The following is a 22,027-nucleotide window of genomic DNA, read 5'->3' as shown; positions in this document are numbered from 1 at the left end:
GGTGGTGAGTCGTACGTGTCGTGAGACATGAGGAACCCCTCAGGTATCAGGGGGGAGGTGAAAAGGGAGTGGGCATCAGGACCGCGATTCGTGCAGTCCCGATGCCCACTTCCTTTTGTCCTCCCCCCGGATGCCTGAGGGGTTCTCGGCCCTCCGCCTCCCGCCCCCTCGCGCTATACTCACGCCATGACCGATCCGCTGGACGCGCTCCGCCAAGCCCTCGACGGGCGTTACGTCATCGACCGCGTGCTCGGTCGCGGGGGCATGGCCACGGTGTATCTCGCGCGTGATCTGCAGCATGATCGACCGGTCGCGCTCAAGGTGTTGAACCCCGAGCTTTCCGCGTCGCTCGGCGCGGAACGCTTTCAACGCGAGATCCGGCTCGCGGCGCGGTTGCAGCATCCGCACATTCTCGGGGTGTACGACAGCGGTGCCACCGGTGACGTGTGCTGGTTCACGATGCCGTACGTCGAAGGCGAGTCGTTGCGTGATCGGCTGCAGCGGGAAACCCAGCTGCCGGTGGCCGACGCGGTGCGTATCACCCGCGAGATCGCGCTGGCGCTCGACTATGCACATCGGCATCAGGTCATTCATCGGGACATCAAACCCGACAACATCCTGCTGATCGATGGGCAAGCGATGCTGGCGGACTTTGGCATCGCGCGGGCGCTGAATACGAGCGAGGCAGGGATCACCACCGCCGGTATGGCCGTCGGCACACCGGCGTACATGAGCCCCGAGCAGGCTACGGGTGACGGTACACTCGACGCACGCACCGATTGCTATTCGCTGGCGTGTGTGCTGTACGAAATGCTCGCTGGCGAGCCGCCGTTCACGGGACCCAGCCCGGTGGCGATCATGGCGCGGGCGGTGACTGAGAACCCGCGCCCGATCATGCAGTCGCGCCCGACGGTGCCGCCCGGGGTTGCCCGCGCGATCGAGCTGGGTATGGCCAAGATTCAGGCGGATCGACCGGCCACGCTCGGCGAGTTCGCGCAGATGCTCGATCAGGGGGAGCGCACGACGGGCGCGATGCATGTACCGTCGACCGTGGCGCCGGTGGCCGCATCGACCACGGCGTCAACGGGTGCGATGTCAGCGACCGCGACAGCGGTCGACGCGTCCGCGCCACGCGCCAGAAGCCGGGCGCCGTGGCTGGTTGGCGCATTGGTCGGTCTGATGGCGCTTCTTGGCGGGGTGTGGTGGGCGAAGCGGGGAAGCGTACCCGCCGATACGGGGGAGCAGCGTATCGCCGTGCTGCCGTTCGAAAACGCTGGTCGCGCCGACGACGAGTACTTCGCGGACGGCATGACCGACGAAGTGCGCACGCAGCTGTCCGCTATTCGCGGCATTCGCGTCACGGCACGGGCGAGCAGCTCCCAGTACAAGAAGTCCGGCAAGAAGCCACACGAGATCGGCGCTGAGCTCGGGGTGCAGTACATCCTCACCGGCACCGTGCGCTGGATGAAGGACGGCGACCGCAGCCGCGTGCGCGTGATCCCCGAACTCATCGAAGTCGAGCACGAAGACACGAAGTGGAGCCAGCCGTACGACACCGTCATGACGGATGTCTTCGCGGTGCAGAACTCCATCGCCACTCGGGTGGCCGAGCAGCTCGACGTCGCGTTGGGCGCAGCCGGTCGTGCCAAGGCGGGCGAGGCGATGTCGGGTAACGTCGATGCGTACGATGCGTTCCTGAAGGGCGAGCAGGTCAGCAACGGCATGGCGACGAATGACAGCCCGACGCTGGTCAAGGCGCTCGAAGACTACGATCGGGCGGTGGCGCTCGATCCGGCGTTCGTGCGCGCGTGGGCGGCCGTGGCGCGCGCGAATGCCTCGATTGCGTCGACCGGACCGACCAAGGCGATCGTGGACCGTGCCCGCTTTGCGGCAGCGCAAGTGGAGAAGCTCGCACCGGGACGCCGCGAGGCGCTGCTGGCTTCGGCGGCCATCAAGCTCAACATCGATCTCGATTACCAGGGCGCCCAGCAGGACTATCTCGCGCTCGTGGCGCGAAATCCCAACGACGCCGAAGCGGTGTCGGTGCTCGTCGGTGTCGATCGCACGCTGGGCAAGTGGGAGGATGCCATCGCCCATGCCCGAAAGGCCACCGAATTGGACCCGCGATCGATCAACGCGTGGCGACGGCTGGCGAGTGCCTATCACGATACGCGGCGCTACGCGGAGGAGCTCAAGGCGTGGAACACGGCCCTGGCGCTGGCGCCGCAGAATCTCGGCATCATTCAGGGGAAGGCGTTCGCCTACCTGAGTCTCGGGCAGCTCGATTCGGTGCAGGCGCTGGTGAACGAGCGACTCAAGATCGTTGATACGAATGCCCTGTGCGTGCGTTTTGCGCTGTATCAGGAGACCATGTGGGCGCTGCCGCCGGCGCTGTGGCCGCGCATCATCAGGTTCAGCGTCGCCGACTTTGGCGGAGACAAAGGCCACTGGGGGCTCAAGATCGGCCATACGTGGCGGCTGCTGGGCGATACGGCCAAGGGTCGGGCTTATGGCGATTCGGCACTGGTGTTCTTTGACGCGCAGCTGCGTGATTTCCCGGAACGTGCGCAACTGCATGAACTGCGCGGGCGCGCGCTGGCGTTGGCCGGGCGCAAGGCCGACGCGATTGCCGAAGCCGAGAAGTCGCTGGCTTTGCGCGAGACCACGAACGACGTCTCGCTCACGCCGTACGTGCACTTTCAGGTGGCGCGTATCCTGATCCAGAGTGGCGAGTACAATCGCGCGCTCGATCTGCTGGAGCCGCTGCTCACGTCACCGGCTTCAGACGTGACTCCGGCCTATTTGCGGATCGATCCGACGTTCAAGCCGCTGTACGGCAATCCCCGCTTCGACCGCCTGGCGAAACGGTAGGGCTGGCGGAACCCGCCGGCGGGGGCAGGGATTGGTCGAGTATGCCTACACTTCGCCGGTTTTTCGCCGCGGCGCTCGCCGTCGCCGCCCCCGCCCTCCCTGCGCAATCGCCACCGCCGGCGTTCACGATCGCCAATTTCAAGACCGAAAGCGGCGTCGTGCTCCCCGAGGCGCGCGTCGTCTACGGGACTTATGGCCATCTGAACGCCGCGCGCGACAACGCCATTCTGGTGCCCTCGCATTACATGGCGAACTCGCGTGGCTATGAGTGGATCATTGGCGCCGGCAAGGCGCTCGATACCACGCAGGTGTTCATCGTGGCCACCGAGCTGTTCGGCAATGGGCGCTCGTCGTCGCCGAGCAACACGCCGGAGCCCCTTCACGGGCCGCGCTTTCCGGTCACCACCATTCGCGACAATGTGGAAGCGGTGCACCAGCTGCTCACCAAGCAGTTCGGGATCACGCACCTCAAGGCGATCATCGGCTTTTCCATGGGCGCCCAGCAGGCGTTTCAGTGGGCGGTGCGCTATCCCACCTTCGCTGATCGCATTGTGGCGACGAGCGGCACGGCGCGCACCTACGGCCACGGCATCATGCGCCTCGAAGGGCAGATCGCCGCACTCACGACCGACTCGGCGTTTCACAACGGCGACTACACGGCGCCGCCCAAGCAAGGGCTCGCCGCATTCGGCCAGGTGTGGGCGGCGTGGCTCTACTCGCAGGAGTGGTGGCGCAAGGAGCTGTGGAAGACCGTCGCGAAGCCGGGCACGACGCTCGCGGAGTACATGGCCTCGTTTCGCACGCGCTTCAGCGCCGATGCGAACGATTACATCCTGCAGGCCCGCACGTGGGAGCAACACGACGTCGGCACGACGCCGGGCTTTGGCGGTGATACGGAGAAGGCGCTGCGATCCATTCAGGTGCCGTTTCTGTATATGCCGTCGGAGACGGATCTGTATTTCCCGGTGGGCGACGCGCGGTACGAGGCGTCATTCATGCGGACGGTGACGCTGCGACCCATTCCGTCGCTGTGGGGGCATACGGCGGGGGCGGCGAGTAATCCGGGGGATGCGGCGTTTCTGAATCGAGAGATTGCGGCGTTTCTGAAGTGAGATGTGCGACGCGAGACGCGAGACGCGAGATGTGAGGAACCCCTTAGGCGTCAGGGGGGAGGACGAAAGGGAGTGGGCATCAGGACTGCATGAACCGCGGTCCTGATGCCCACTCCCTCTTTTCCTCCCCCCTGATGCCTGAGGGGTTAAAGTACCATCCGCACTACGGCACGACCTTCGAGTTGCCGACCACCTTCACCCCATCCGCAAACGTCGCCGTCAGCAGATACAGGAGTTTCGTCGACGGCAGTGCACTCGACGCCAGCGCGTACTCCGACAGCTGGTGCGCGCCGTTGGCCTTCGAGCCGCCGATCGCGATCGCGGGGATCTTGCGTACGACGCCGGGGTTCGCGTCGGTGGCACCGGTGGCGACGGCTTCCTGGGCGCCGGGCATGCCCGCCGTCATCCCCAGGGCGCGGTTGATGTCCACGGCCGTCTGCACGAGCGGATGCGCGCGCGCGCCCTCGAGCATCTTGGCGGTGCCGCCGGCCTGATTCTTCTGCTCGATCTCGATGCGGAGGCCGACCTTCTGATTGTCGGCGACTTCCTTGGTGATGCGGGTGATCGTGCGGTCGAGCGAGTCGAGGAGCACCGGATCGGAGCTGCGGAGGTCCACGGTGAAGTAGAGCTCCTGCGGCACGGCGTTGAAGATGTTGCCGCCATGGATCTGACCGATGTTCATCACGGCGCCGTCGGGCAGGGCGGGGAACTGCAGCTTGTACAGGCGATCGATCGCCTCGGCCACAGCCTTGACCGGCGTGGGGCGACCACGCGACGCCAGTGTATGCGCGCCGGGGCTCGTGAACACATACCGCGTCCAGTAGATGCCGAGCGCGCCGTAGGCCACGCTGCCGTACGAGCCATCGGGCACAATGAGCAGGTCGGGCGCCTTGTTGTGCGCGAGCCAGTACTCGGCGCCCTTGAGCCCGAGCTCTTCCTGCGTCGTGGCGATGAAGATGATGTCACCCTTGCTGGTGAACTTGGTGGCGTTCATGGTGCGCAGCGTGGCGAGCATGTTGCCAACGCTGGCGGTGTTGTCACCCACGCCGGGAGCGAAAAGCGTGTCGCCGCTGCGACGGACCTTCTTGTTGGTCTCGTTCGGGAAGACCACGTCGATGTGGGCCATGATCGCGATCGTGGGCCCGCCGCCGGTGCCTTTGCGCACGGCGATCACGTTGCCGATCGAGTCGATGGTGGGCTTGAGCCCTTCCTTCTCGAACACGGCCTTCACGTAGGCGCCACGCTTGGTCTCGAGCCCCGACTTGGAGGGCATCTCGGTGAGCGTCACCCACTCCTCGACCTGCTTCGGGAAGTTCTTCTCGAGCAGGCTCATGGCCGCCTTGATGTCGGGGCGCTCCATGAGCTTGGGGTCCCAGGAGGTCGGGTACTGGGCGGGTGATTGGGCCGACAGGCGGCTGGCGAGCAGGAGGCCGGCCGTGGCAAGGAAGCGCAGGCGCATCGTTCTGGGTCGGGGCTGAGGGTGATCGGACGCAGGAATCTACTGCGGATACGAGGAAGTCGGCCCTGAAGACGGCCGGCGTCCCCAGCTGAGGTAATTCGCCCCCGCAGCTTGTCAAATCATTGCGGCCGAATCATTTGACGAGGGATCGGCGATATCCCATGTTGGAAGAAGCCTGCCGAGTCTGCCCCGGTAGTTTGCGGTTCCCGCTCCAGATTGCCATGTCGTCGTTCGCTCCTGAGTCACCGTCTCGCCCGTTCCGCCTTCGGCTGTTCGGGGCAATGCAATTAGTGCCGCCGGTCGACGCGTCCGACGAGGAGCGCGAACGGGCGGCGTTGCTGGATAACCGGCGCCGGGTGCTGGCGGTCCTGTCTGTGCTCGCGGTCACCCCCCGGCCGCTGACCCGTGATCAGCTGGCCGACTTCTTCTGGAGTGACAGCGATCCGGCCAAGGCGAAGCACTCGCTCGCCGAGGCGCTGCGTCTGCTGCGTCGCGTGTTGGGCGCCGAGATCCTGGCGCCACGCGCGGCCGACCTTGTCCTCGATCCGGGAACGCCGCTCCAGAGTGATGTCGCGCAGTTCATCGCCGCCCATACGGCGGGCGATCATGCCGGCGCGATCGCCGTATATGCGGCCGACCTGCTCGACGGCATCTACGTCGAGCGTGCGCCGCGTTTCGAGGAGTGGGTCGAACGGCAGCGTGAGTCGTTGCGGCGGCAGTTCGCCGCGTCGTGCGAGGCGGAATGTCGGCGGCTGTCGCATGCGGGTGACCATGGGCGCGCAGCGACGGTGGCGCGACGCTGGTTGGATACGGCGCCCCTGTCGTACGATGCTGCGGAGGCGTGGATTCGCGCGCTCACGACACCCGGGACCACGGAAGCGGTGCGTCAGGCGCGGGAACGGTTCACGCACTACGCGAATCAGCTGCGCGAGGAGTACGACGCCGTCCCCGACAAGCGCCTGACGCGGCTGATGGACGACGCGGAGCAGGCCTTGGCCTCTCGGCAGCAGGCGACGCCAACGGCCGCGTCACCCGTCGCCCCGGCGAACCCGTCGACGCCGCCGCTCGTCGGGACCGCTGGCGTCGCGCCCCCCGTCGCCACACCGGTCGCGACATCTCCGCGCGTGACGTCCCCGCCTATGATGGCCCCGTCGCGCACGCGCCGCCGCGCGTTGGGCGTGCTCGCCGGGTTGGCGGCGGTCGTTGGCATCGCGTGGACCAGCGATCGAATCGGCAAGGCGCGCCCGGTCTTCAGCAGCACCCCTGACCGTCGCACACTGCTCGTGATGGCCGACGTGGAGAACGCGACCCCGGACACGCTGCTGGGCCACGCGGTGGCCTTGGCGATGTCCACGGCGCTCAATGAGTCGGACGCCCTGCGCGTGCTGCCGCCCAGCCGCGTACAGACGTTGCGGCGGCTCTCCACCGCCGCGACCGATAGCGTGGCGCGATTCGGGCCGTTCACGGAGGCGCTCGCACGTACGGTCGCGCTGCGCGCGGGAGCGAGCGCGGTCGCCGTGCCGCTGGTCGTCGCGCTCGGCCCGCAATTTCGCATGGCGCTTCGCGTGGTCCGACCGGGCGATGGCACCGTGCTTGCCACGGTGCAGAGCGACGCCGTGGCGCCCACGGAGCTCATGGGCGCGCTCGATGCCGTCATTCGCAGCGCGTTGCGAAAGCTGGGGGGCGCGCGCGAGGCCACGCGTCAGCGCCCGCTCCCCGAGTACACCACCACGTCGCTCGAGGCGTTGCAAGCCTTTGCCGAGGGGGCGCGCGCGTTCAATGCCGACCGGACGCTGCCCGCGATCGACGCGTATCGCCAGGCGGTGGCGCTGGATTCCACTTTCGCGCTCGCCTGGAATGCCTTGGGGCGGGCGTTGGCGTTCAACAACAATCCGCAGGGCGCCGATTCAGCATTCCGTCGCGCGGAGCGCTATCTCGACCGCCTTTCCGATCGAGAACAGACGATCGTGCGGGCGTCGGTCGCTCGCGCGCGCGGCGTGCTGGACAGTGCGATCGCCGTGCGGGGGCGGTGGCTCGCGACACACCCTGATGATGCGGAAATGCTCCGGGCGCAGGCATATGATCTGCTCACGCGCGGCCGCAAGGCGGAAGCCGTGCGCATTGCCGAGGCGTACGTGCAGCGCGATTCGCTGGACGAAATCGTCTGGACCAATCTGGCGCTGTCCTACGAAGCCGATGATCCGCTGACGCGGCAGAAGGCGGTGGCCGCGTTTGGCCGCGCCGTTGCCCTGGACACCAACATCCGATACGGGCCGCTGTTCACGCAGCGCTATGGCGATCTCCTCGTGCGGGCCCAGATGTACGACAGCGCCGAACGCACGTTTCGCTGGTACGCCGACAAGACGCCCGTGTTGCGGGCGCGCGCCGCCCGCTCCCTCGGGCAGCTTGAGCTCTGGCGCGGACGACCGGCCGCAGCCATCGCCCCTCTTCGCGAGGCGGTCGCTCACAGCCGTGTCGCGTTCGATACGCTCGGCCGGGTCCGATCACGACTCTGGCTGGCGTCGGCATTGCAGCTGTCGGGGCAGCCGTCGGCGGAAGCGGTGCAGCTCGATACGCTGGTGCAGGAGGCACCTCTCGTGCGCGAGCCGGTCGTGCTGTACTGGGTCGGCCTCTCGCTGGCGCGCCAGGGACGTCTCGCCGACGCGCAGCGGGTACTGCAAGGGCTGACGCGGCGCGTGGTGTCGTCCTCCGTCGCGCACGGTGCCGCCCGAGATCTTCTGGCCGCGGAAATCGCCGCCGCGCGCGGGGACGCTGCACGCGTGCTGCCGACGCTGGCCGCCACCGCGCAGGTGGACAGCTCGGATGTCACCTACGAGACGCTGGCGTGGGTAACCCTGCAGGCGGGCGATACGAGCGCGGCGCGCGCACAGGCGCTGGCGCTCGTGCAGCACAAGCCGGCCTTCGGCTTTGAGGGCTGGCTCGCCCGTGGGCGTGCCCAGGCCTGGCTGTCTCAGATCGGCGATCGTGGGACCCGCTGATGCGACGTGCTCACCGCACGCCGGGCGGTTCCCGCACAGTCAGCGCGCGTACGATGGCAGCGGGACTTCCGCGCCGGGCGACGGATTGCGCATCCCGTCCTGAAAGCCGCGCTTGAAGTCAGGATTGCGCATGGCGATCCCGAAGCCGAGCGCGATACCAAACAGGAACAGCAGAAAGGCGAACAACTGCCCCATGGCTCGGCGCGATGTCGTGGGGAGCGGGCGGCCGTCCATCGCGTAGCGCACCTCGCTCGTCGCGGCGACCATGGCCATGCGTTCGAGTTCGGCAATGCGGGCGCGGAGGCGAGCGTTTTCTTCGGCGAGGGCAGGGTCTGGTGCGTGCATCCCGAAGCCTCGTCAGAACTTGGGCGCGAAGTCAAGCACGAGCTCGAGGCCCTTGAGCTTGAGCAGCGTGGTGTTGTCGATGGTCACGATGCGCGCGCCCTTGGGGTCGATCGTCCAGAAGCGCGCCGAGGCCCGGCGATAGATCACCTGTGGTGCGCCCAGCACCGGCTGTGGGCCGGGGGTGAACGTCAGCGAGACGTAGGCGCCGTCGGGACGCGAGTAGCTGAGGGTGCGGCCATCCGCGCTCCAGTGCGCCTGCTGCCCGCCGTCGCTCGTCACCGTCACGCGCGAGGTCGCCACGGGGAACGGACTCACGTAGATCTCGTTGCGCCCCGACACGTTGGACGTATAGGCGAGCCACCGGCCGTCGGGCGACAGGGCAGGTTCATCCTCGTCCGCGGGCGAGTTCGCGTAGGGCACGGCGCGCAAGGCGGAGTCCCGGCGCACGATGGCCAGATCCACGGACGCCGCGCCGGCGCCGCCACTGCTCCCACTGATGACGATCCAGTCCCCGCGCACGCTGATATTGTCGATGCGACGCCATCCGGACACCGCGCCCAGGTCACGGAAGGCTCCGCTGCCGTCCGCCGACCGCACGCGCAGCTGGTTCGTGCGGGAGAGCGTGTAAACGACGCTGTCGCTGGTGTCGTTCCCGTCGGCGACGCTCGCATGCTCCTCGTTGGTGATGCGCGTCCACGCCCCGCGGGCCATGTCCTTCACGTAGAGCGTCCCTTCTGAGGCGGTCCCGCGGGCCGACATCAGCAGCTTGTCCGCCTGCGGCGCGAAACGCAGCAGGTAGACGACGAGATCATTCGCCGGCGGGACCAACAGGGTGTTGGTGTCACCCTGGTGGAGCGTCGCGCGGCTCGATGGGCGCCACCCGGAGAGTTGGCCTTCTTCACGGCGCGTGACCACCAGCGCGCCCGACGCCGACACGTCGTACTCGGCGTGGGCCACGATCGGTGAGCGCAACGTGACGCCCTCGGCGATCTGCACGCCGGCGCCCAACGTATCGACCTTGGCGGCGTCGAAGGGGAATGCCAGCAGGTTGCCAAAGCGATTCACCACCAGCGCGCGCCACCGCGCGACATACATGGGGGTGGCGCCGAACATCACGCGGCGAGCGGCCCCGCCGTCGGCCGGCAGGACGTGCACGACCGGCAGGGCATCCGAGCTCGAGTAGGTGAAGAGGATCGCGCCGCCGGGGAGTGCGTGCGGACTCGTCATCTGCTGGCCGAGCGAATCCGAGCGGAGAAGCGCCCGCAATTGCCCGTTGCGCGCATTCGCCTCGAAGAGCACGTACTGGTCGGCGACGACGATGTGATCGGCGTCCCGCCACGTCGTGCCGCCGATGAAGCCGGGGGGAAGTGCCGCCACGGTGGACACGGCCCCACCGCGCAGCGGGATCCGCATGAGCTTCTGGGCCGCGACAAAGGCCAGTTCAGTGCCGTCGGGCGAGATCGACAGCGCCGCGGCGCCTTCCGTGCCCGCGAGCGGGATCGGCTGGAGTGATCCCATCTCGCGTACGAAGAGGCGCAGCGGCGGAGCGGCGACACCGCTGTCGGCGATCGAGGCGCGCGCCTGATACACGACTGCGCGTCCGTCCGGGCTCACCGCGAACATCCGTCCGCAGCAAACCGCCATCAGCTCCAGTGAGTCCGGTGCGCCGATCACGAAGCGCACCGGGCCGCCAGTCGCCTCCGCCGCAGCGCTGCGCGTGGGGCCGCGCCACGCCATGAGACCGGCGCCGAGCGCGATACCGGCGGTGATACCGGCGGCCCACGGGATCACGCGTCGCGCGGGCGACACCACCGGTGCGGCCCTACGCGGGCCGCTGGTGCGCCCAACCGGCGCAGGGGTCGCCCCACTCAGCATCTGCACAAACTGCTCGGCGCTCGCGGGGCGATCGGCGGGCAGTTTCTCCAACGCACTCATGATGGCCGCGGCCGCCGCGTCCGGCACATTCCGCCGCAGTTCGTCGACCGGTACGGGCTGACTGGTGAGCACCTTCGAGACGATCGCCTGCACGCTCGGCCCGCTGAACGGTGGTTCGCCGCTCAGCATCTCGTAGGCGACGGCACCGAGCGCAAAGAGATCGGTGCGCGCGTCGATGGTGCGCTCGCCCATCGCCTGCTCGGGGCTCATGTACTGCGGCGTGCCGAGCGAGATCCCGGTCTGCGTGAGCCGCGCTCCGCCGGCCTGGGTGGCCGCGAGCGCAATGCCGAAGTCGGCGACGAGCGCCTGGCCCCCCTGCAGCAGGATGTTCTCGGGCTTGATATCGCGGTGCACGATGCCGCGCTGGTGCGCGTAGCTCAGCGCGCTGGCGACTTCCTGCGTGAGGCGCAGCGCATCGGCCACGGGCAGTTGCTGCTCACGATCGAGCCGCGCGCGAAGCGTCTCGCCCTCCACGAAGGGCATGACGTAGAACACCCGATCGCCGGCTACGCCCGAATCGAAGAGCGGCAGGATGTGCGGATGCTGCAGCGCTGCGGTGAGCTGGATCTCCTTGAGGAAGCGCTCGACGCCGACGGCTGAGCCGACCTCCTGATGAAGCACCTTGATCGCCACCCGCCGATTATGACGCACATCAGTGGCCAGGTAGACGGTGGCCATGCCCCCCTGCCCGAGCTCGCGCTCAAGGGTGTAGCGATCGGCGAGGGCGGCGGCGAGAGCGTCGGGGACGGACATGGCGGAAAAGGTACACTCGCGGCGCCGATCCGGTCGGGATGGGCCCGCGCACGTCTGCGTCGTTTTGATGACAGGTCCAGGCGTCGCACGTGCTAGGCTGCCACGTATGCCGACCCGCACGTCTCTTCTGCACGCCGCGCTGACGCAGTCGATCATCGGCGCCTGTTATGAGGTCTACAACGAGCTCGGCTGGGGGTATGCCGAAGTCGTGTATGCCGAAGCACTCGCCTGCGTGCTCGAAGCGCAGGGCACCCCGTACGTCCGGGAGCAGGTCCTGCAGGTCTGGTTCCGACGCCGCGTGATCGGCGTGTTCCGGGCCGACCTGGTCGTGGACAACCGCGTCATCGTGGAGCTGAAGGCCTGTAATCGCCTCCAGCCGTCGCACGAGGCCCAGCTCATCAACTATCTGCGCGGATCCGGGCTCCAGGTCGGGTTGCTCTTCAACTTCGGACCGAAACCGGAGGTGCGTCGGTTGATCTGGACGCCCACGCAGCAGCGTCTGATGAACGACTAGACAATAATGGCCACGGAGGACGCACAGACTCTGGGTATCTCAGTGAAAAAATGGCCACGGATCACGCGGAAACGCACGGTGGAATGTCGAGCGAACGACAATCCACCGTGCGTTTCCGTGCAATGCGTGGCAAAAAAACAGAGGAACTGCGGGCCTACGCCAGAATCGGCAGCCCCTTCGCGATCTTGTCCTTCCACACCGCTGGTCCCGTCTCGTGCACGTTGTCGCCCGTCGCGTCCACCGCGACCGTGACCGGCATGTCCTCCACATCGAACTCGTAGATCGCTTCCATGCCGAGGTCGGCGAAGGCGACGACGCGCGACGAGCGGATCGCCTTCGACACGAGATACGCCGCGCCGCCCACCGCCATGAGATACGCCGCCTTGTGCTTGCGGATGGCTTCGAGCCCGGCCGGACCGCGCTCGGCCTTGCCCACCATGGCGATGAGCCCCGTCTTGGCGAGCATCATCTCGGTGAACTTGTCCATGCGCGTGGCCGTCGTTGGGCCGGCCGGGCCGACGGCCTCGTCGCGCACGGGATCGACCGGGCCCACGTAGTAGATCACGCGGTTGGTGAAGTCCACACCCGCCGGGAGCCCCTCGCCGCTCGCGAAGAGATCGGCGATGCGCTTGTGCGCCGCATCGCGGCCAGTCAGCATCTTGCCGTTGAGCAGGAGCCGATCGCCCGCCTTCCAGGTCGCCACGATCTCAGGGGTGAGCGTGTTGAGATCCACCCGCTTCGCGTTCACATCGGGGCGCCACGTCACCGCCGGCCAGTCGCTCAGCTTGGGTACCGGCAGCTGCGCCACGCCCGTGCCATCGAGCGTGAAGTGCGCATGCCGCGTGGCCGCGCAGTTGGGGATCATGGCGATGGGCTTGCTGGCCGCGTGCGTGGGATAATCCCAGATCTTCACATCGAGCACGGTGGAGAGCCCACCGAGCCCCTGCGCACCAATGCCGAGGGCGTTGATCTTGTCGCACAGCTCGATGCGCAGCTCCTCGATCTTGTTCTGCGGGCCGCGCTGCTTGAGCTGCGCCATGTCGATGTGCTCCATGAGCGATTCCTTCGCCATGAGCATCGCCTTCTCGGCGCTGCCACCGATGCCGATGCCGAGCATCCCCGGCGGGCACCAGCCGGCGCCCATCAGCGGCACCGTCTTGAGCACCCAGTCCACGATGCTGTCGCTGGGGTTGAGCATGGCGAACTTGCTCTTGTTCTCCGAGCCACCGCCCTTGGCGCCGAGCTTGACCTCCACATGGTCACCCGGCACGAGCTCCACGTGCACCACCGCCGGCGTGTTGTCGCGCGTGTTTTTGCGACCAAAAGCCGGGTCGCTCACGATGCTTGCGCGCAGCACGTTGTCGGGGAGCAGGTAGGCGCGGCGCACGCCCTCGTCGACCATCTCCTGGATGCTCAGGGTGGCATCCCAGCGCACGTTCATGCCGACCTTGAGGAACACGACCACGCTGCCGGTATCCTGGCAGATCGGGCGGTGCCCCTCCGCGCACATGCGCGAGTTGGTGAGGATCTGGGCGATGGCGTCCTTCGCTGCCGGGCTCTGCTCCTTCTCGTACGCGTCGGCCAGCGCGTGGATGTAATCCAGCGGGTGGTAGTACGAGATGTGCTGGAGCGCGTCCGCGATGGACTGGATGAAATCGGCTTGGGTGATGGTGGTGGTCATACGCAGAAAGAAATGGTCGGGACCGGCCGTCGTGAACTGGGAAATCCCTGAGCGTGGGGTGATCCGAACACACCCCGAATGTCACGCCCGGCGGCCGCGGCGTAACCTTGTCGCCATGTCTCAATCCTCTGACGCGTTTGCCGCCTTTCGTGCTGAAGCCGCGGCGCTGGATGCCGCCGATCCGCTCGCCGCGTTCCGCGACCGCTTCGCCCTCCCCGAGGGGGTGACGTACCTCGATGGCAACTCGCTGGGGGCGCCGCCCAAGGCGACGGCCGCACGCCTCGCGCAGGTCGCGACCGAGGAGTGGGGGCAGGGGCTCATTCGCAGCTGGAACAGCGCCGACTGGATCGGCGCCCCGGCACGGGTCGGGGCCAAGATCGCCGGGTTGATCGGCGCCCAACCGCATGAGGTGGTGGCGGCCGACTCCACCAGCGTGAATCTCTACAAACTCATCGTGGCCGCGCTCACCGCGCAGCCCGGGCGCACCGTGGTGCTCTCGGAGCCCGGCAACTTCCCGACGGATCTCTACATGATCGAGTCGGCGATCGGCACGCTCGGTGGCCGCCATCGGCTCGAGCTCGCGTCGCGCGACGCGATCGCGAGCCGTATCACCGCCGACACGGCGCTCGTGCTGCTCACGCATGTGCACTACAAGACGGCCGAGGTGCATGACATGGCGGCCATCACGGCCGCAGCGCATGCGCACGGCGCACTCGTGTTGTGGGATCTCTCCCATTCGGCCGGCGCTCTACCCGTGGATCTCAACGGCTGCCACGCCGATTTCGCCGTGGGGTGCGGTTACAAGTTTCTCAACGGGGGCCCGGGGGCGCCGGCGTACCTGTTCGTCGCCGAGCGGCATCACGCCCGTGTGCAGAGCCCACTGGGTGGGTGGATGGGACATGCGCGGCCGTTCGCGTTCGTGGATCAGTACGAAGCCGGCTCGGGGATGGCGCGCTTCCTCTGCGGCACGCCGCCGGTGCTGGCGTTTGCGGCGCTGGAGGTGGGCGTGGATCTGCATCGCGAGACGTCCATGGCGATGGTCTCCGCCAAGGCGCAGCAGCTTGCCGCGCTGTTCATGCGGGCCGTGACCGCGACCTGTGCCACGTATGGCGTGGCACTGGTGGGGCCGCCCCCGGGCGCACCGCGCGGCAGCCATGTGAGCTTCGCGCATCCGGAAGGGTACGCGGTCATGCAGGCGCTCATTGCGCGCGGCGTCATCGGCGACTTCCGCGCGCCCGACATCATGCGCTTCGGCCTGACGCCGCTCTATCTGCGCTTCGCTGATGTCGTCCATGCGGCCGCGGTGCTGCATGATGTGCTCCTCACGGACGCGTGGAAGAACCCGGCATTCCAGGTGCGTCACGCGGTGACCTGACCCGATGTCCCCGCCGGAGGTCCGAGTTCCCCACAGGATGTCAGGGAACCGCCCTCAATTTCGTCCCACGGCATGCCGAGCTTTGAGTCAACCCTCCCGTACTCACATCGGCGATGCCGTCCACTCCTCCGACCGTTCCTCGCCTCTCCCAAACGGACCCTCTGTTTCGGGCGTGTCGTGAGATTCCCCATGTTGGCCTCGGCGTCGCCGACTCGCGCACCGGCCAATGGGTCGACGTCAACGGCACGTTCTGCCAGATGCTGGGCTACACGCGCGAGGAACTGCTCGCGCGGACGGTGCAGGACATCACGCATCCCGATGATCTGAACGCCTGCGTCACGCAATTGCAGGCGCTGCACGACGGGCAGATCGGCAGCTACCAGTGCGACAAACGGTATCTGCGCAAGGATGGCACGCTGATCTGGGTAGCGCTCGACGTGCGCACGATGCACACGCCCGACGGGGAGCCGTTCGTGCTGGGCAGCGTGCTGGAGATCTCCGAGCGGGTGAAGGCCGAACAGGCCGCTCGTGACGCCGCGACGCTGCTGGAGCGCATTTCGACGCACGTGCCGGCGATCCTGTATGAGTTCGTGCTCGAGCCCTCGGGAAAGATCCGGCTCCCGTTTGCGAGTCACGGACTCGCCGAGTTGATCGGCCGCTCGCTGAACGAACTTGCCGAGGATGCGAATACCTTCGTCTCCTATGTGTACCCCGACGACGTGCCCGCCTTTCTCCGCTCGATCGACGAGTCGGCGCGCACGCTCAGCGACTGGGCCTACGAGTTTCGCGTCTTGACCCCCAACGGGCAACGGTGGCTCGCTGGCGCCTCCCGACCGGAGCGGCGTATCAATGGGCATATCCACTGGTATGGCGCACTCACTGACACGACGGTGCTCCATGACCAGCGCCTGGCGCTCGAGGAACGCGAGCGGGAGCTGCGATACCTGTTCGAGCACGCGGCCGAGGGCATTCTCGTGTGGGACGCCGATTCGGGCGTGTACACCGAGGCGAATCCCTCAGCGGAGCGCATGCTCGGTTGTGCCCGCGACGCTCTCGTGGGCCAATCACCGATGACGGTCAGTGCGCACGTGCAGCCCAATGGTGTCTCGCGGGAGGCGTACCGCCTGCAGGCGATGGCGTGCATCGAGGAGGGGCGGCCGTTCGTGGCGGAGTGGCACGGCGTGCACGCCGATGGGCACATCGTGCCGTGCGAACTGCGTGTGACACGCATGCCCGTCGCCGGGCGGCGGCTCTATCGCGGCACCATCGTGGATATCACGGAGCGGGTGCGTGAACGGGAGGCGCGCGAGCGGCTTCAGCAAGCTATCGCGAGTTCGGTCAACGGCGTTGCCATGAGTGACTCACAGGGTGTGCTCACCTACGTCAATCCGGCGTTCCTGACGCTGTGGGGCTATCGCTCCGAAGCCGAAATCCTCGGTCGCTCCGCGCTGACCTTCTGGCGCGCGCCGGAGGAGGCGCAGGCGGTGGTGGTCTCACTGGCGAAGCAGGGCAGCTGGACCGGCGAGCTCACCGCGCAGCGGGCCGACGGGACAACGCGGATCATGGAGCTCAATGCCAGCGCCATTCGCGACGCCCAGGGCCTGATGGTCGGGATGCTCGCGGCGTTTGCCGATGTCACCGAAACGAAGCGTCTCGAGCAGGAGCTCAACCAGTCGCAGAAGCTTGAGAGTATCGGGCGGCTCGCCGGTGGCGTGGCACACGATTTCAATAATCTGCTCACGGTCATCAAGGCGTCACTGGATCTGGCGTTCAGCGAGTTGCCGGCCGACAGCATGGCGCGCTCTGACCTGCTGGAAGTGTCCAAGGCCACCGATTCCGCCGCGCGACTCACGCAACAGCTGCTGGCGTTCTCGCGCAAGCAGGTCATCGCCCCCACGACGCTCAACCTGAACGAGGTGGTGCATCGCGTCGCCGCCATGCTGCAGCGACTCCTTGGGGAAGACATCGTCCTCCGCACGGTGACGGCGCACGACCTGGGGTACGTGCGGTTCGATGTGGGGCAGGCCGAACAGATTCTGGTGAACATGGCGGTGAATGCGCGCGATGCCATGCCGAACGGGGGCACGCTGACACTGGAGACGAGCAACACGAACATCACCGAGGCGTACGCCCGTCGTCACCCTGGGTTGCGTGCCGGCGAGTACATCCTGCTGACGGTGAGCGACACCGGCGACGGCATGAGCGAGGAGGTTTTGGCACACGCGTTCGAACCCTTCTTCACCACCAAGTCCGCCGGGAAGGGGACGGGGCTGGGGCTCGCGGTGATCCATGGCGCGGTCACACAGAACGGCGGACGCGTGGACGTCACGTCGGCGCTGGGAGCGGGAACCACGTTTCATGTCTATCTGCCGCGTGTGCTCGCGCCGGTTGATTCCGAAACGCTTACCCCGCCGCTGCCTCTGCCAGAGGGCACGGAAACGATCCTGCTCGTGGAAGACGACGACCCCGTGCGGCACCTCATGACGCGATTGCTTGTGCAGCAGGGCTATCAGGTCTTCGCCTTCGATCGCGGACAGGCGGCGCTGACTTGGCTCAGCGCCACTACCGACGTGGTGCACCTGCTGGTCACGGACGTCATCATGCCGGGCATGAATGGCAAGCAGCTGGCCGACGAAGTCCAGGTCACGCACCCCGAGATCCCCGTGCTGTTTCCCTCTTGGTATACGGCGAATGTGATTGCGCAACACGGGGTGCTCGAGCCACAGATCCCATTCCTGCCCAAGCCGTTCTCCGCGCGCGAACTGGTGACGCGGGTTCGCGAGGTGCTCGACGCGGGACGCTGACGCGCAGTGAGGCGATCAGGCGGTCATCGCCACGCGCGCGACGGCTTCGCGGAAGGCCGTAATTGTAAAGGGCTTCTGCAGCAGGCGGGCAGCATGGCGTTCGGTGAGCACCACGCCCCGCGGTGAGAAGGCCCCGCCGGTGCAGAAGAGCACCCGCGGCTCGAGCGCGGGCACATGTGCGCTGACCCAGTCATGCACGGCGGTGCCATCCAGCTCGGGCATCATGACGTCGCACACGATGGTATCCCAGTCCTGATCCAAAGTCAGGCGCTCGATCGCTTCCCGACCGCTCGCTGCGATGTGCACGTCGTACTCCTCACCCAGCAGGCCGCGATAGGCCGCCAGCACCTGCGCTTCGTCGTCCACGAGCAGCACCCGCGGGCGCCGCGTGAGCGGGCGTGGACGACGCACGCCGAACTGGGGCGTGACGCGCGGCAGCTCCACCGGGCCCGTCAGCAGCGGCAGGCGCACCTCGAAGGTGGTGCCGGCCGGTGACGTCTCCCGCAGGCGCAACTCACCGCCGTGCGCCCGGACGATATCGGCCGAGATCACCAGCCCGAGCCCGGTGCCCAGATCGCGCGGTTTGGTGGTGAAGAACGGTTCGAAGAGACGGGGGCGCACGTCGTCGGTGATGCCACTGCCGGTATCGCGGACGCACACGCTGATCAGCTGTCCATCGCGGGTGGCCTCGATCACGATCTGTTCCGGCCGCGGCGACGCTTCGGGAATGGCCTGGGCGGCGTTGAGGAGCAGGTTGGTGAAGACCTGTGTGAGCTTCGTGCGATCGCCGCGCACGACGAGGCGCTCGGGGACGTGCACGTCAAGCGTGGCCCGGAAGACCACTTCGCTCCGCACGAGGGCGCAGGCATCGGCGATGACGCGGCTCAGGTCCACCGGCTCGACCACATCGGCGCCGCCATGGGTGAACTGACGCAGTTCCCGCACGATCGCCACGATGCGTTCGAGCCCGCCGAGATTCTCGCGGGTCAGGAGGCGCGCCTGTTCGGCCTGTTGCGCAACGTCTTCGGGGGTGAGGCGGCCAGCACGCGCCGCATCGATCAGCGTGGCGAGGGTATGGTCGACCATCTGCAGGTTGGCCATGACGTACGCGGCGGGGTTGTTGACTTCGTGCGCAATCCCGGCTGCCAGCTGTCCCACGGCGATCAGTCGTTCGTTCTGCGCGAGCTGGCGCTGATAGAGCTGATCGCGCGCGACCCGCGTCCCGATCTCCTCGGCTAGCATGTTGATGCCCACTGCCAGGCCGTCCAGGATATCGCCCTCGCGCCCCACGCTGGCGCGCCGATCGAATTGGAACGACGCAATGGCGACCACCACGTCGATCAGTTCCTGCAGCCGATCTTCATGCGAGATCGGATGCGCCGGGTGATCGGTCACGGCGTCGGACCCACTGCCGGTTCGCTGGCACGCCATGCCAGCAACCAGACGCGCGCGTCGGCCGGATCGGTGAACAGGCGAGATGGCGTCAGCGGCTTATTGAAGCCGAGGTAGAAGTTGCCGACCACGCGACTGATGGTTGAACCGATCAGCAGCGCCACGGCAATGGATGCGCGGAATGCATCGGGACCGGCAAAGACACTGCGGGCTTCGGCCGATTGGGATTGGATACCGCGCAGATCCACCAGCACGGGCGCTCGGCGATCGCCGACGAATTCGAGCAGCACCCCCAGATTCTCGCGGGCGTCGTCACCGGTGACAATGGCGCCGTCATGAAAGCGCCCGATGACGATCTCCCCGTCCACCCAGAGCGCACAAGTGCGGGTGTGACGAGCGGTAGGAGGTGGGGTAAGCGCCGTGAAGGACATTGACAGGACGAAGAGTTTCAGATCGTCCCAAGTTAGCATGCGGCGAGGATCTTGGTGGCCGCGTCCGCGGTGCGTTTACGGTGGCGTGGGACGAAAGGCGAGGCGCTCGAGCAGCACCTCGGTGTCTCCGCGACTCTCATCGGAGTCGGTTTGCACGGTGATGGCCACGACGCGCAGGGCCTCGAGCGGGACACCGGGAAACGCGCGCGCCACATCACGCGCCAGATCGTGGGTCACGGAGACCCAGCGTCCCTCGAGAGTGGGCCCGCCGACGTAGACGAGCCAGGCCTCCGGGAGCGTACTGAAGCCGATACGTCGACGCGAGGCGCTCGCTTCGACCAGGGAGTCGACTGCCGGCACGCGACCGTCCGCGTCCGGCGCCGCCCACATGTAACCGAAGAGCAGCGGCTTGCCATTCGCACCCGGGCGATCATCGCGAAGTACGATCCAGACTTTGAGCGCGGCATCATTCTTCCCGCGACCGCCCTTGTTGGGCGCGACCCCGCGTACGCTCTGCTCCACGCGAATTCGCAGGTCGAGCTGCGAAAAGACGGACGGACGGAAGCGGAGTGAAGCGGTGGTCATCTTCATCGCCGATCGATGCGTACGCAGCCGGCACGCCCGACCCCGCGCGGTGCTGTCGGCGTCCACCATGGCGAACCCGTTGTCGAGCGTGTTCTCGCCTCCGCCGTTCCCCGCGTCGTAGAGGAACTCGTACTCCTCACGAAAGGCGGTCATGTCGCGCTGATCGCACCAGAGGGTGAGCCCCTCGGGGAACGCCTCGCGCGTGGCGAGCGGGATGTCGCGATCGGCGAGCGCCTCGAGGCCGGTCATCTTGTACGTGCGATCCGCCCGCCACCCGATGCGTCCGGGAAGCGCCAGCGGGGCCCGCGGCTCCTGCACGGACGGCGCCCGGGGCCCAGCGAGCCGCGCGGTGTGTGGGGCGGTCGGGGCATCGGCTACTGCTCGGCGCGCCGCCTGAACCGCCTCGAGCCATCGCGCCTTCGCATCGCCGTCGAACCATCCGACTTCATTGAGCGTGAGGACCACCGCCTCGAGAAAGGCTTCCTGCGGAAAGTCGGACGCCACCCGGCCAGCGATGTGATCACCCGGCACTTCCCCCAGATCAAGGGCGTGCACCGCGTCGGGAAAGCGCGAGGCGCTGCGTGCCACCACACCGTCGTTCGCCTCACTGAAGCGCGCGATGCGCTTGGTGATCTTCATCCATGGGTGGGCATCGCGCATCTCGCTGGCGAGCGACACGGAGGCCAGCGGGACCAGCGACTCGAGTCGCGCGCCGGCGCCGCTCCAGAACGCCGCGCGGTTCGCCGGCCAGAGCGATTCCACGGCGCGCGTGGTATCGCACGCGGCCGGGCGGGGTCGGGAGATCACGGCCCGCAGCAGCGCGTCCGGGAGATCGGCGCGTTCGGCCACGGGCGTCCCGCCGTGCGGCGAGGCGATCGTCACCAGTCCGGTCACGGCGCTACCCGCAAGGATCGGGTCGCGCACGAGTGCTTCGGCGGCATCGACGCCGCCCTTGGAGTAGCCGATGATGAGGTACCGGGGCGTGGCATAGCCGCGCGCCAGCCGCAGCTGCGTATCGCGACGCATCGTCTCGAGGATACGCGCCGCATTGTCGCTGGCGCTGCAGCGCCCGTCGGTGCCGGCCTGCACGATGCGCAGCCCGAGGTCGTCGTGCAGCGCCCGCAATCCGCGCTGCCAGATCTCATCATCGAACAGCTCGCCGAAGATCCCCGGGACGTAGAGCACCGTGAGATCACGCGCGGACCCATCGCCGAGCGGGGTGTCGTAGAGCCGCGGTACCGCGGGCGACTCCACCCGGCGCAGCAACGTGCGCTCGGTGAAGACCTGCGCGAACAGCTGGGCCACCGTGATGGAGTCGCCGAACAGTCGCGCGGGGGCCTGGCGCACCTGGTCGCGTGTTCCGCTGAACCAGCGCTGCGCAAAGGCCCGATCGCGCGGATCGTCGATGGAGTCGCGCTCGGGTGCGTCGAGGGCCGCGTTCACGAAGTAGGGGAGCGTCCAGGCAGCCATCGCGGCGCGTCGGAGCGTTTCGCCGCTGCCGTCGGCGGTCACGCGGGCGCCTGACGTGCGGGGCGGTGCCCAGAGCGATCGCAGCGTGGCCAGCGGCGCGAGTTCGGGGATACGGCGCAGTTCCCGCTCCGCGCGATCCGCCAGGCGTTGCCAGGCGCTCGTGTCCGAGTCGATGCTGCTGCCCTCACCGCTGCCGCGCGGCACGGAATCCCCCAGCCGCCAGAGCGCGTCCACGTGGCCGGTGACCCCCCGCACGACGTCGCTGGCGCGCAGGGCCTCGCGCGTGCGCCGCACGCGGCGG

General features: G+C 67.6%; 13 protein-coding genes. 6 read left to right on the top strand and 7 right to left on the bottom strand.

The window, feature by feature from the left end; all coding sequences use genetic code 11:
* Positions 1-186 precede the first annotated feature (186 nt).
* Together K2R93_21905 and K2R93_21900 are read left to right on the top strand one after the other, a co-directional pair.
* Positions 187-2,871, top strand: coding sequence for a protein kinase (locus K2R93_21905; GenBank protein MBY0492506.1), 2,685 nt, complete (start codon positions 187-189; stop codon positions 2,869-2,871).
* A 41-nt stretch (positions 2,872-2,912) separates the two neighbouring features.
* Positions 2,913-3,983: an alpha/beta fold hydrolase gene (locus K2R93_21900; protein MBY0492505.1), complete on the top strand. Its 1,071-nt coding sequence runs from the start codon at positions 2,913-2,915 to the stop codon at positions 3,981-3,983.
* A gap of 163 nt (positions 3,984-4,146) precedes the next feature.
* Here the strand turns inward: K2R93_21900 and K2R93_21895 are convergent, their stop codons facing one another.
* Positions 4,147-5,442: a M20/M25/M40 family metallo-hydrolase gene (locus K2R93_21895; protein MBY0492504.1), complete on the bottom strand. Its 1,296-nt coding sequence runs from the start codon at positions 5,440-5,442 to the stop codon at positions 4,147-4,149.
* A 281-nt stretch (positions 5,443-5,723) separates the two neighbouring features.
* Between K2R93_21895 and K2R93_21890 the strand changes: the two genes are divergently transcribed.
* A complete protein-coding gene (locus K2R93_21890) occupies positions 5,724-8,441 on the top strand; it encodes a hypothetical protein (GenBank protein ID MBY0492503.1) in 2,718 nt (905 codons plus the stop codon).
* Between the two features lie 39 nt (positions 8,442-8,480).
* On the opposite strand, the gene K2R93_21885 is transcribed toward K2R93_21890, so the two are convergent.
* Positions 8,481-8,786: a hypothetical protein gene (locus K2R93_21885; protein MBY0492502.1), complete on the bottom strand. Its 306-nt coding sequence runs from the start codon at positions 8,784-8,786 to the stop codon at positions 8,481-8,483.
* 12 nt (positions 8,787-8,798) lie between these two features.
* Positions 8,799-11,474: a serine/threonine-protein kinase gene (locus tag K2R93_21880; GenBank protein MBY0492501.1), complete on the bottom strand. Its 2,676-nt coding sequence runs from the start codon at positions 11,472-11,474 to the stop codon at positions 8,799-8,801.
* A gap of 106 nt (positions 11,475-11,580) precedes the next feature.
* On the opposite strand from K2R93_21880, the gene K2R93_21875 reads away from it, so the two are divergent.
* Positions 11,581-11,988, top strand: a complete 408-nt coding sequence (locus K2R93_21875) for a GxxExxY protein (GenBank protein MBY0492500.1) — start codon at positions 11,581-11,583, stop codon at positions 11,986-11,988.
* Between the two features lie 154 nt (positions 11,989-12,142).
* Here the strand turns inward: K2R93_21875 and K2R93_21870 are convergent, their stop codons facing one another.
* Positions 12,143-13,669: a fumarate hydratase gene (locus K2R93_21870; GenBank protein ID MBY0492499.1), complete on the bottom strand. Its 1,527-nt coding sequence runs from the start codon at positions 13,667-13,669 to the stop codon at positions 12,143-12,145.
* Positions 13,670-13,784: 115 nt separating this feature from the next.
* On the opposite strand from K2R93_21870, the gene kynU reads away from it, so the two are divergent.
* Positions 13,785-15,044 carry a kynureninase gene (gene kynU, locus K2R93_21865; protein ID MBY0492498.1) on the top strand — a complete coding sequence of 420 codons (1,260 nt, stop codon included), beginning with the start codon at positions 13,785-13,787 and terminating at the stop codon, positions 15,042-15,044.
* Positions 15,045-15,157: 113 nt separating this feature from the next.
* Complete coding sequence (locus K2R93_21860) at positions 15,158-17,848, top strand: PAS domain S-box protein (GenBank protein ID MBY0492497.1); 2,691 nt, start codon at positions 15,158-15,160, stop codon at positions 17,846-17,848.
* 15 nt (positions 17,849-17,863) lie between these two features.
* Here K2R93_21860 and K2R93_21855 read toward each other — a convergent pair whose 3' ends face one another.
* The 3 genes from K2R93_21855 to K2R93_21845 all read right to left on the bottom strand — a co-directional run.
* Positions 17,864-19,279 (bottom strand): response regulator, encoded by a 1,416-nt coding sequence (locus K2R93_21855; protein MBY0492496.1) that lies wholly within the window; start codon positions 19,277-19,279, stop codon positions 17,864-17,866.
* The gene (locus tag K2R93_21850; GenBank protein ID MBY0492495.1) at positions 19,240-19,710 is read right to left on the bottom strand and encodes a hypothetical protein; all 471 of its coding nucleotides are present in this window, start codon (positions 19,708-19,710) and stop codon (positions 19,240-19,242) included. Before K2R93_21850 ends, K2R93_21855 begins: the two co-directional genes overlap by 40 nt.
* A 36-nt stretch (positions 19,711-19,746) precedes the next feature.
* The coding region (locus K2R93_21845) for a DUF3047 domain-containing protein (protein ID MBY0492494.1) at positions 19,747-22,027 on the bottom strand (2,281 nt) is incomplete at its 5' end.

The organism is Gemmatimonadaceae bacterium (genome assembly GCA_019752115.1).
Lineage (GTDB): Bacteria > Gemmatimonadota > Gemmatimonadetes > Gemmatimonadales > Gemmatimonadaceae > Gemmatimonas.
Note: the sequence above shows the minus strand (reverse complement) of the source record. Positions and strands in the feature narration are given on the sequence as shown.

Coding starts and splice junctions, on each gene's coding strand:
- K2R93_21905 (MBY0492506.1), top strand. CDS start 187: ATGACCGATCCGCTGGACGCGCTCCGCCAAGCCCTCGACGGGCGTTAC.
- K2R93_21900 (MBY0492505.1), top strand. CDS start 2,913: ATGCCTACACTTCGCCGGTTTTTCGCCGCGGCGCTCGCCGTCGCCGCC.
- K2R93_21895 (MBY0492504.1), bottom strand. CDS start 5,442: ATGCGCCTGCGCTTCCTTGCCACGGCCGGCCTCCTGCTCGCCAGCCGC.
- K2R93_21890 (MBY0492503.1), top strand. CDS start 5,724: ATGCAATTAGTGCCGCCGGTCGACGCGTCCGACGAGGAGCGCGAACGG.
- K2R93_21885 (MBY0492502.1), bottom strand. CDS start 8,786: ATGCACGCACCAGACCCTGCCCTCGCCGAAGAAAACGCTCGCCTCCGC.
- K2R93_21880 (MBY0492501.1), bottom strand. CDS start 11,474: ATGTCCGTCCCCGACGCTCTCGCCGCCGCCCTCGCCGATCGCTACACC.
- K2R93_21875 (MBY0492500.1), top strand. CDS start 11,581: ATGCCGACCCGCACGTCTCTTCTGCACGCCGCGCTGACGCAGTCGATC.
- K2R93_21870 (MBY0492499.1), bottom strand. CDS start 13,669: ATGACCACCACCATCACCCAAGCCGATTTCATCCAGTCCATCGCGGAC.
- kynU (MBY0492498.1), top strand. CDS start 13,785: ATGTCTCAATCCTCTGACGCGTTTGCCGCCTTTCGTGCTGAAGCCGCG.
- K2R93_21860 (MBY0492497.1), top strand. CDS start 15,158: ATGCCGTCCACTCCTCCGACCGTTCCTCGCCTCTCCCAAACGGACCCT.
- K2R93_21855 (MBY0492496.1), bottom strand. CDS start 19,279: ATGGCGTGCCAGCGAACCGGCAGTGGGTCCGACGCCGTGACCGATCAC.
- K2R93_21850 (MBY0492495.1), bottom strand. CDS start 19,710: ATGCTAACTTGGGACGATCTGAAACTCTTCGTCCTGTCAATGTCCTTC.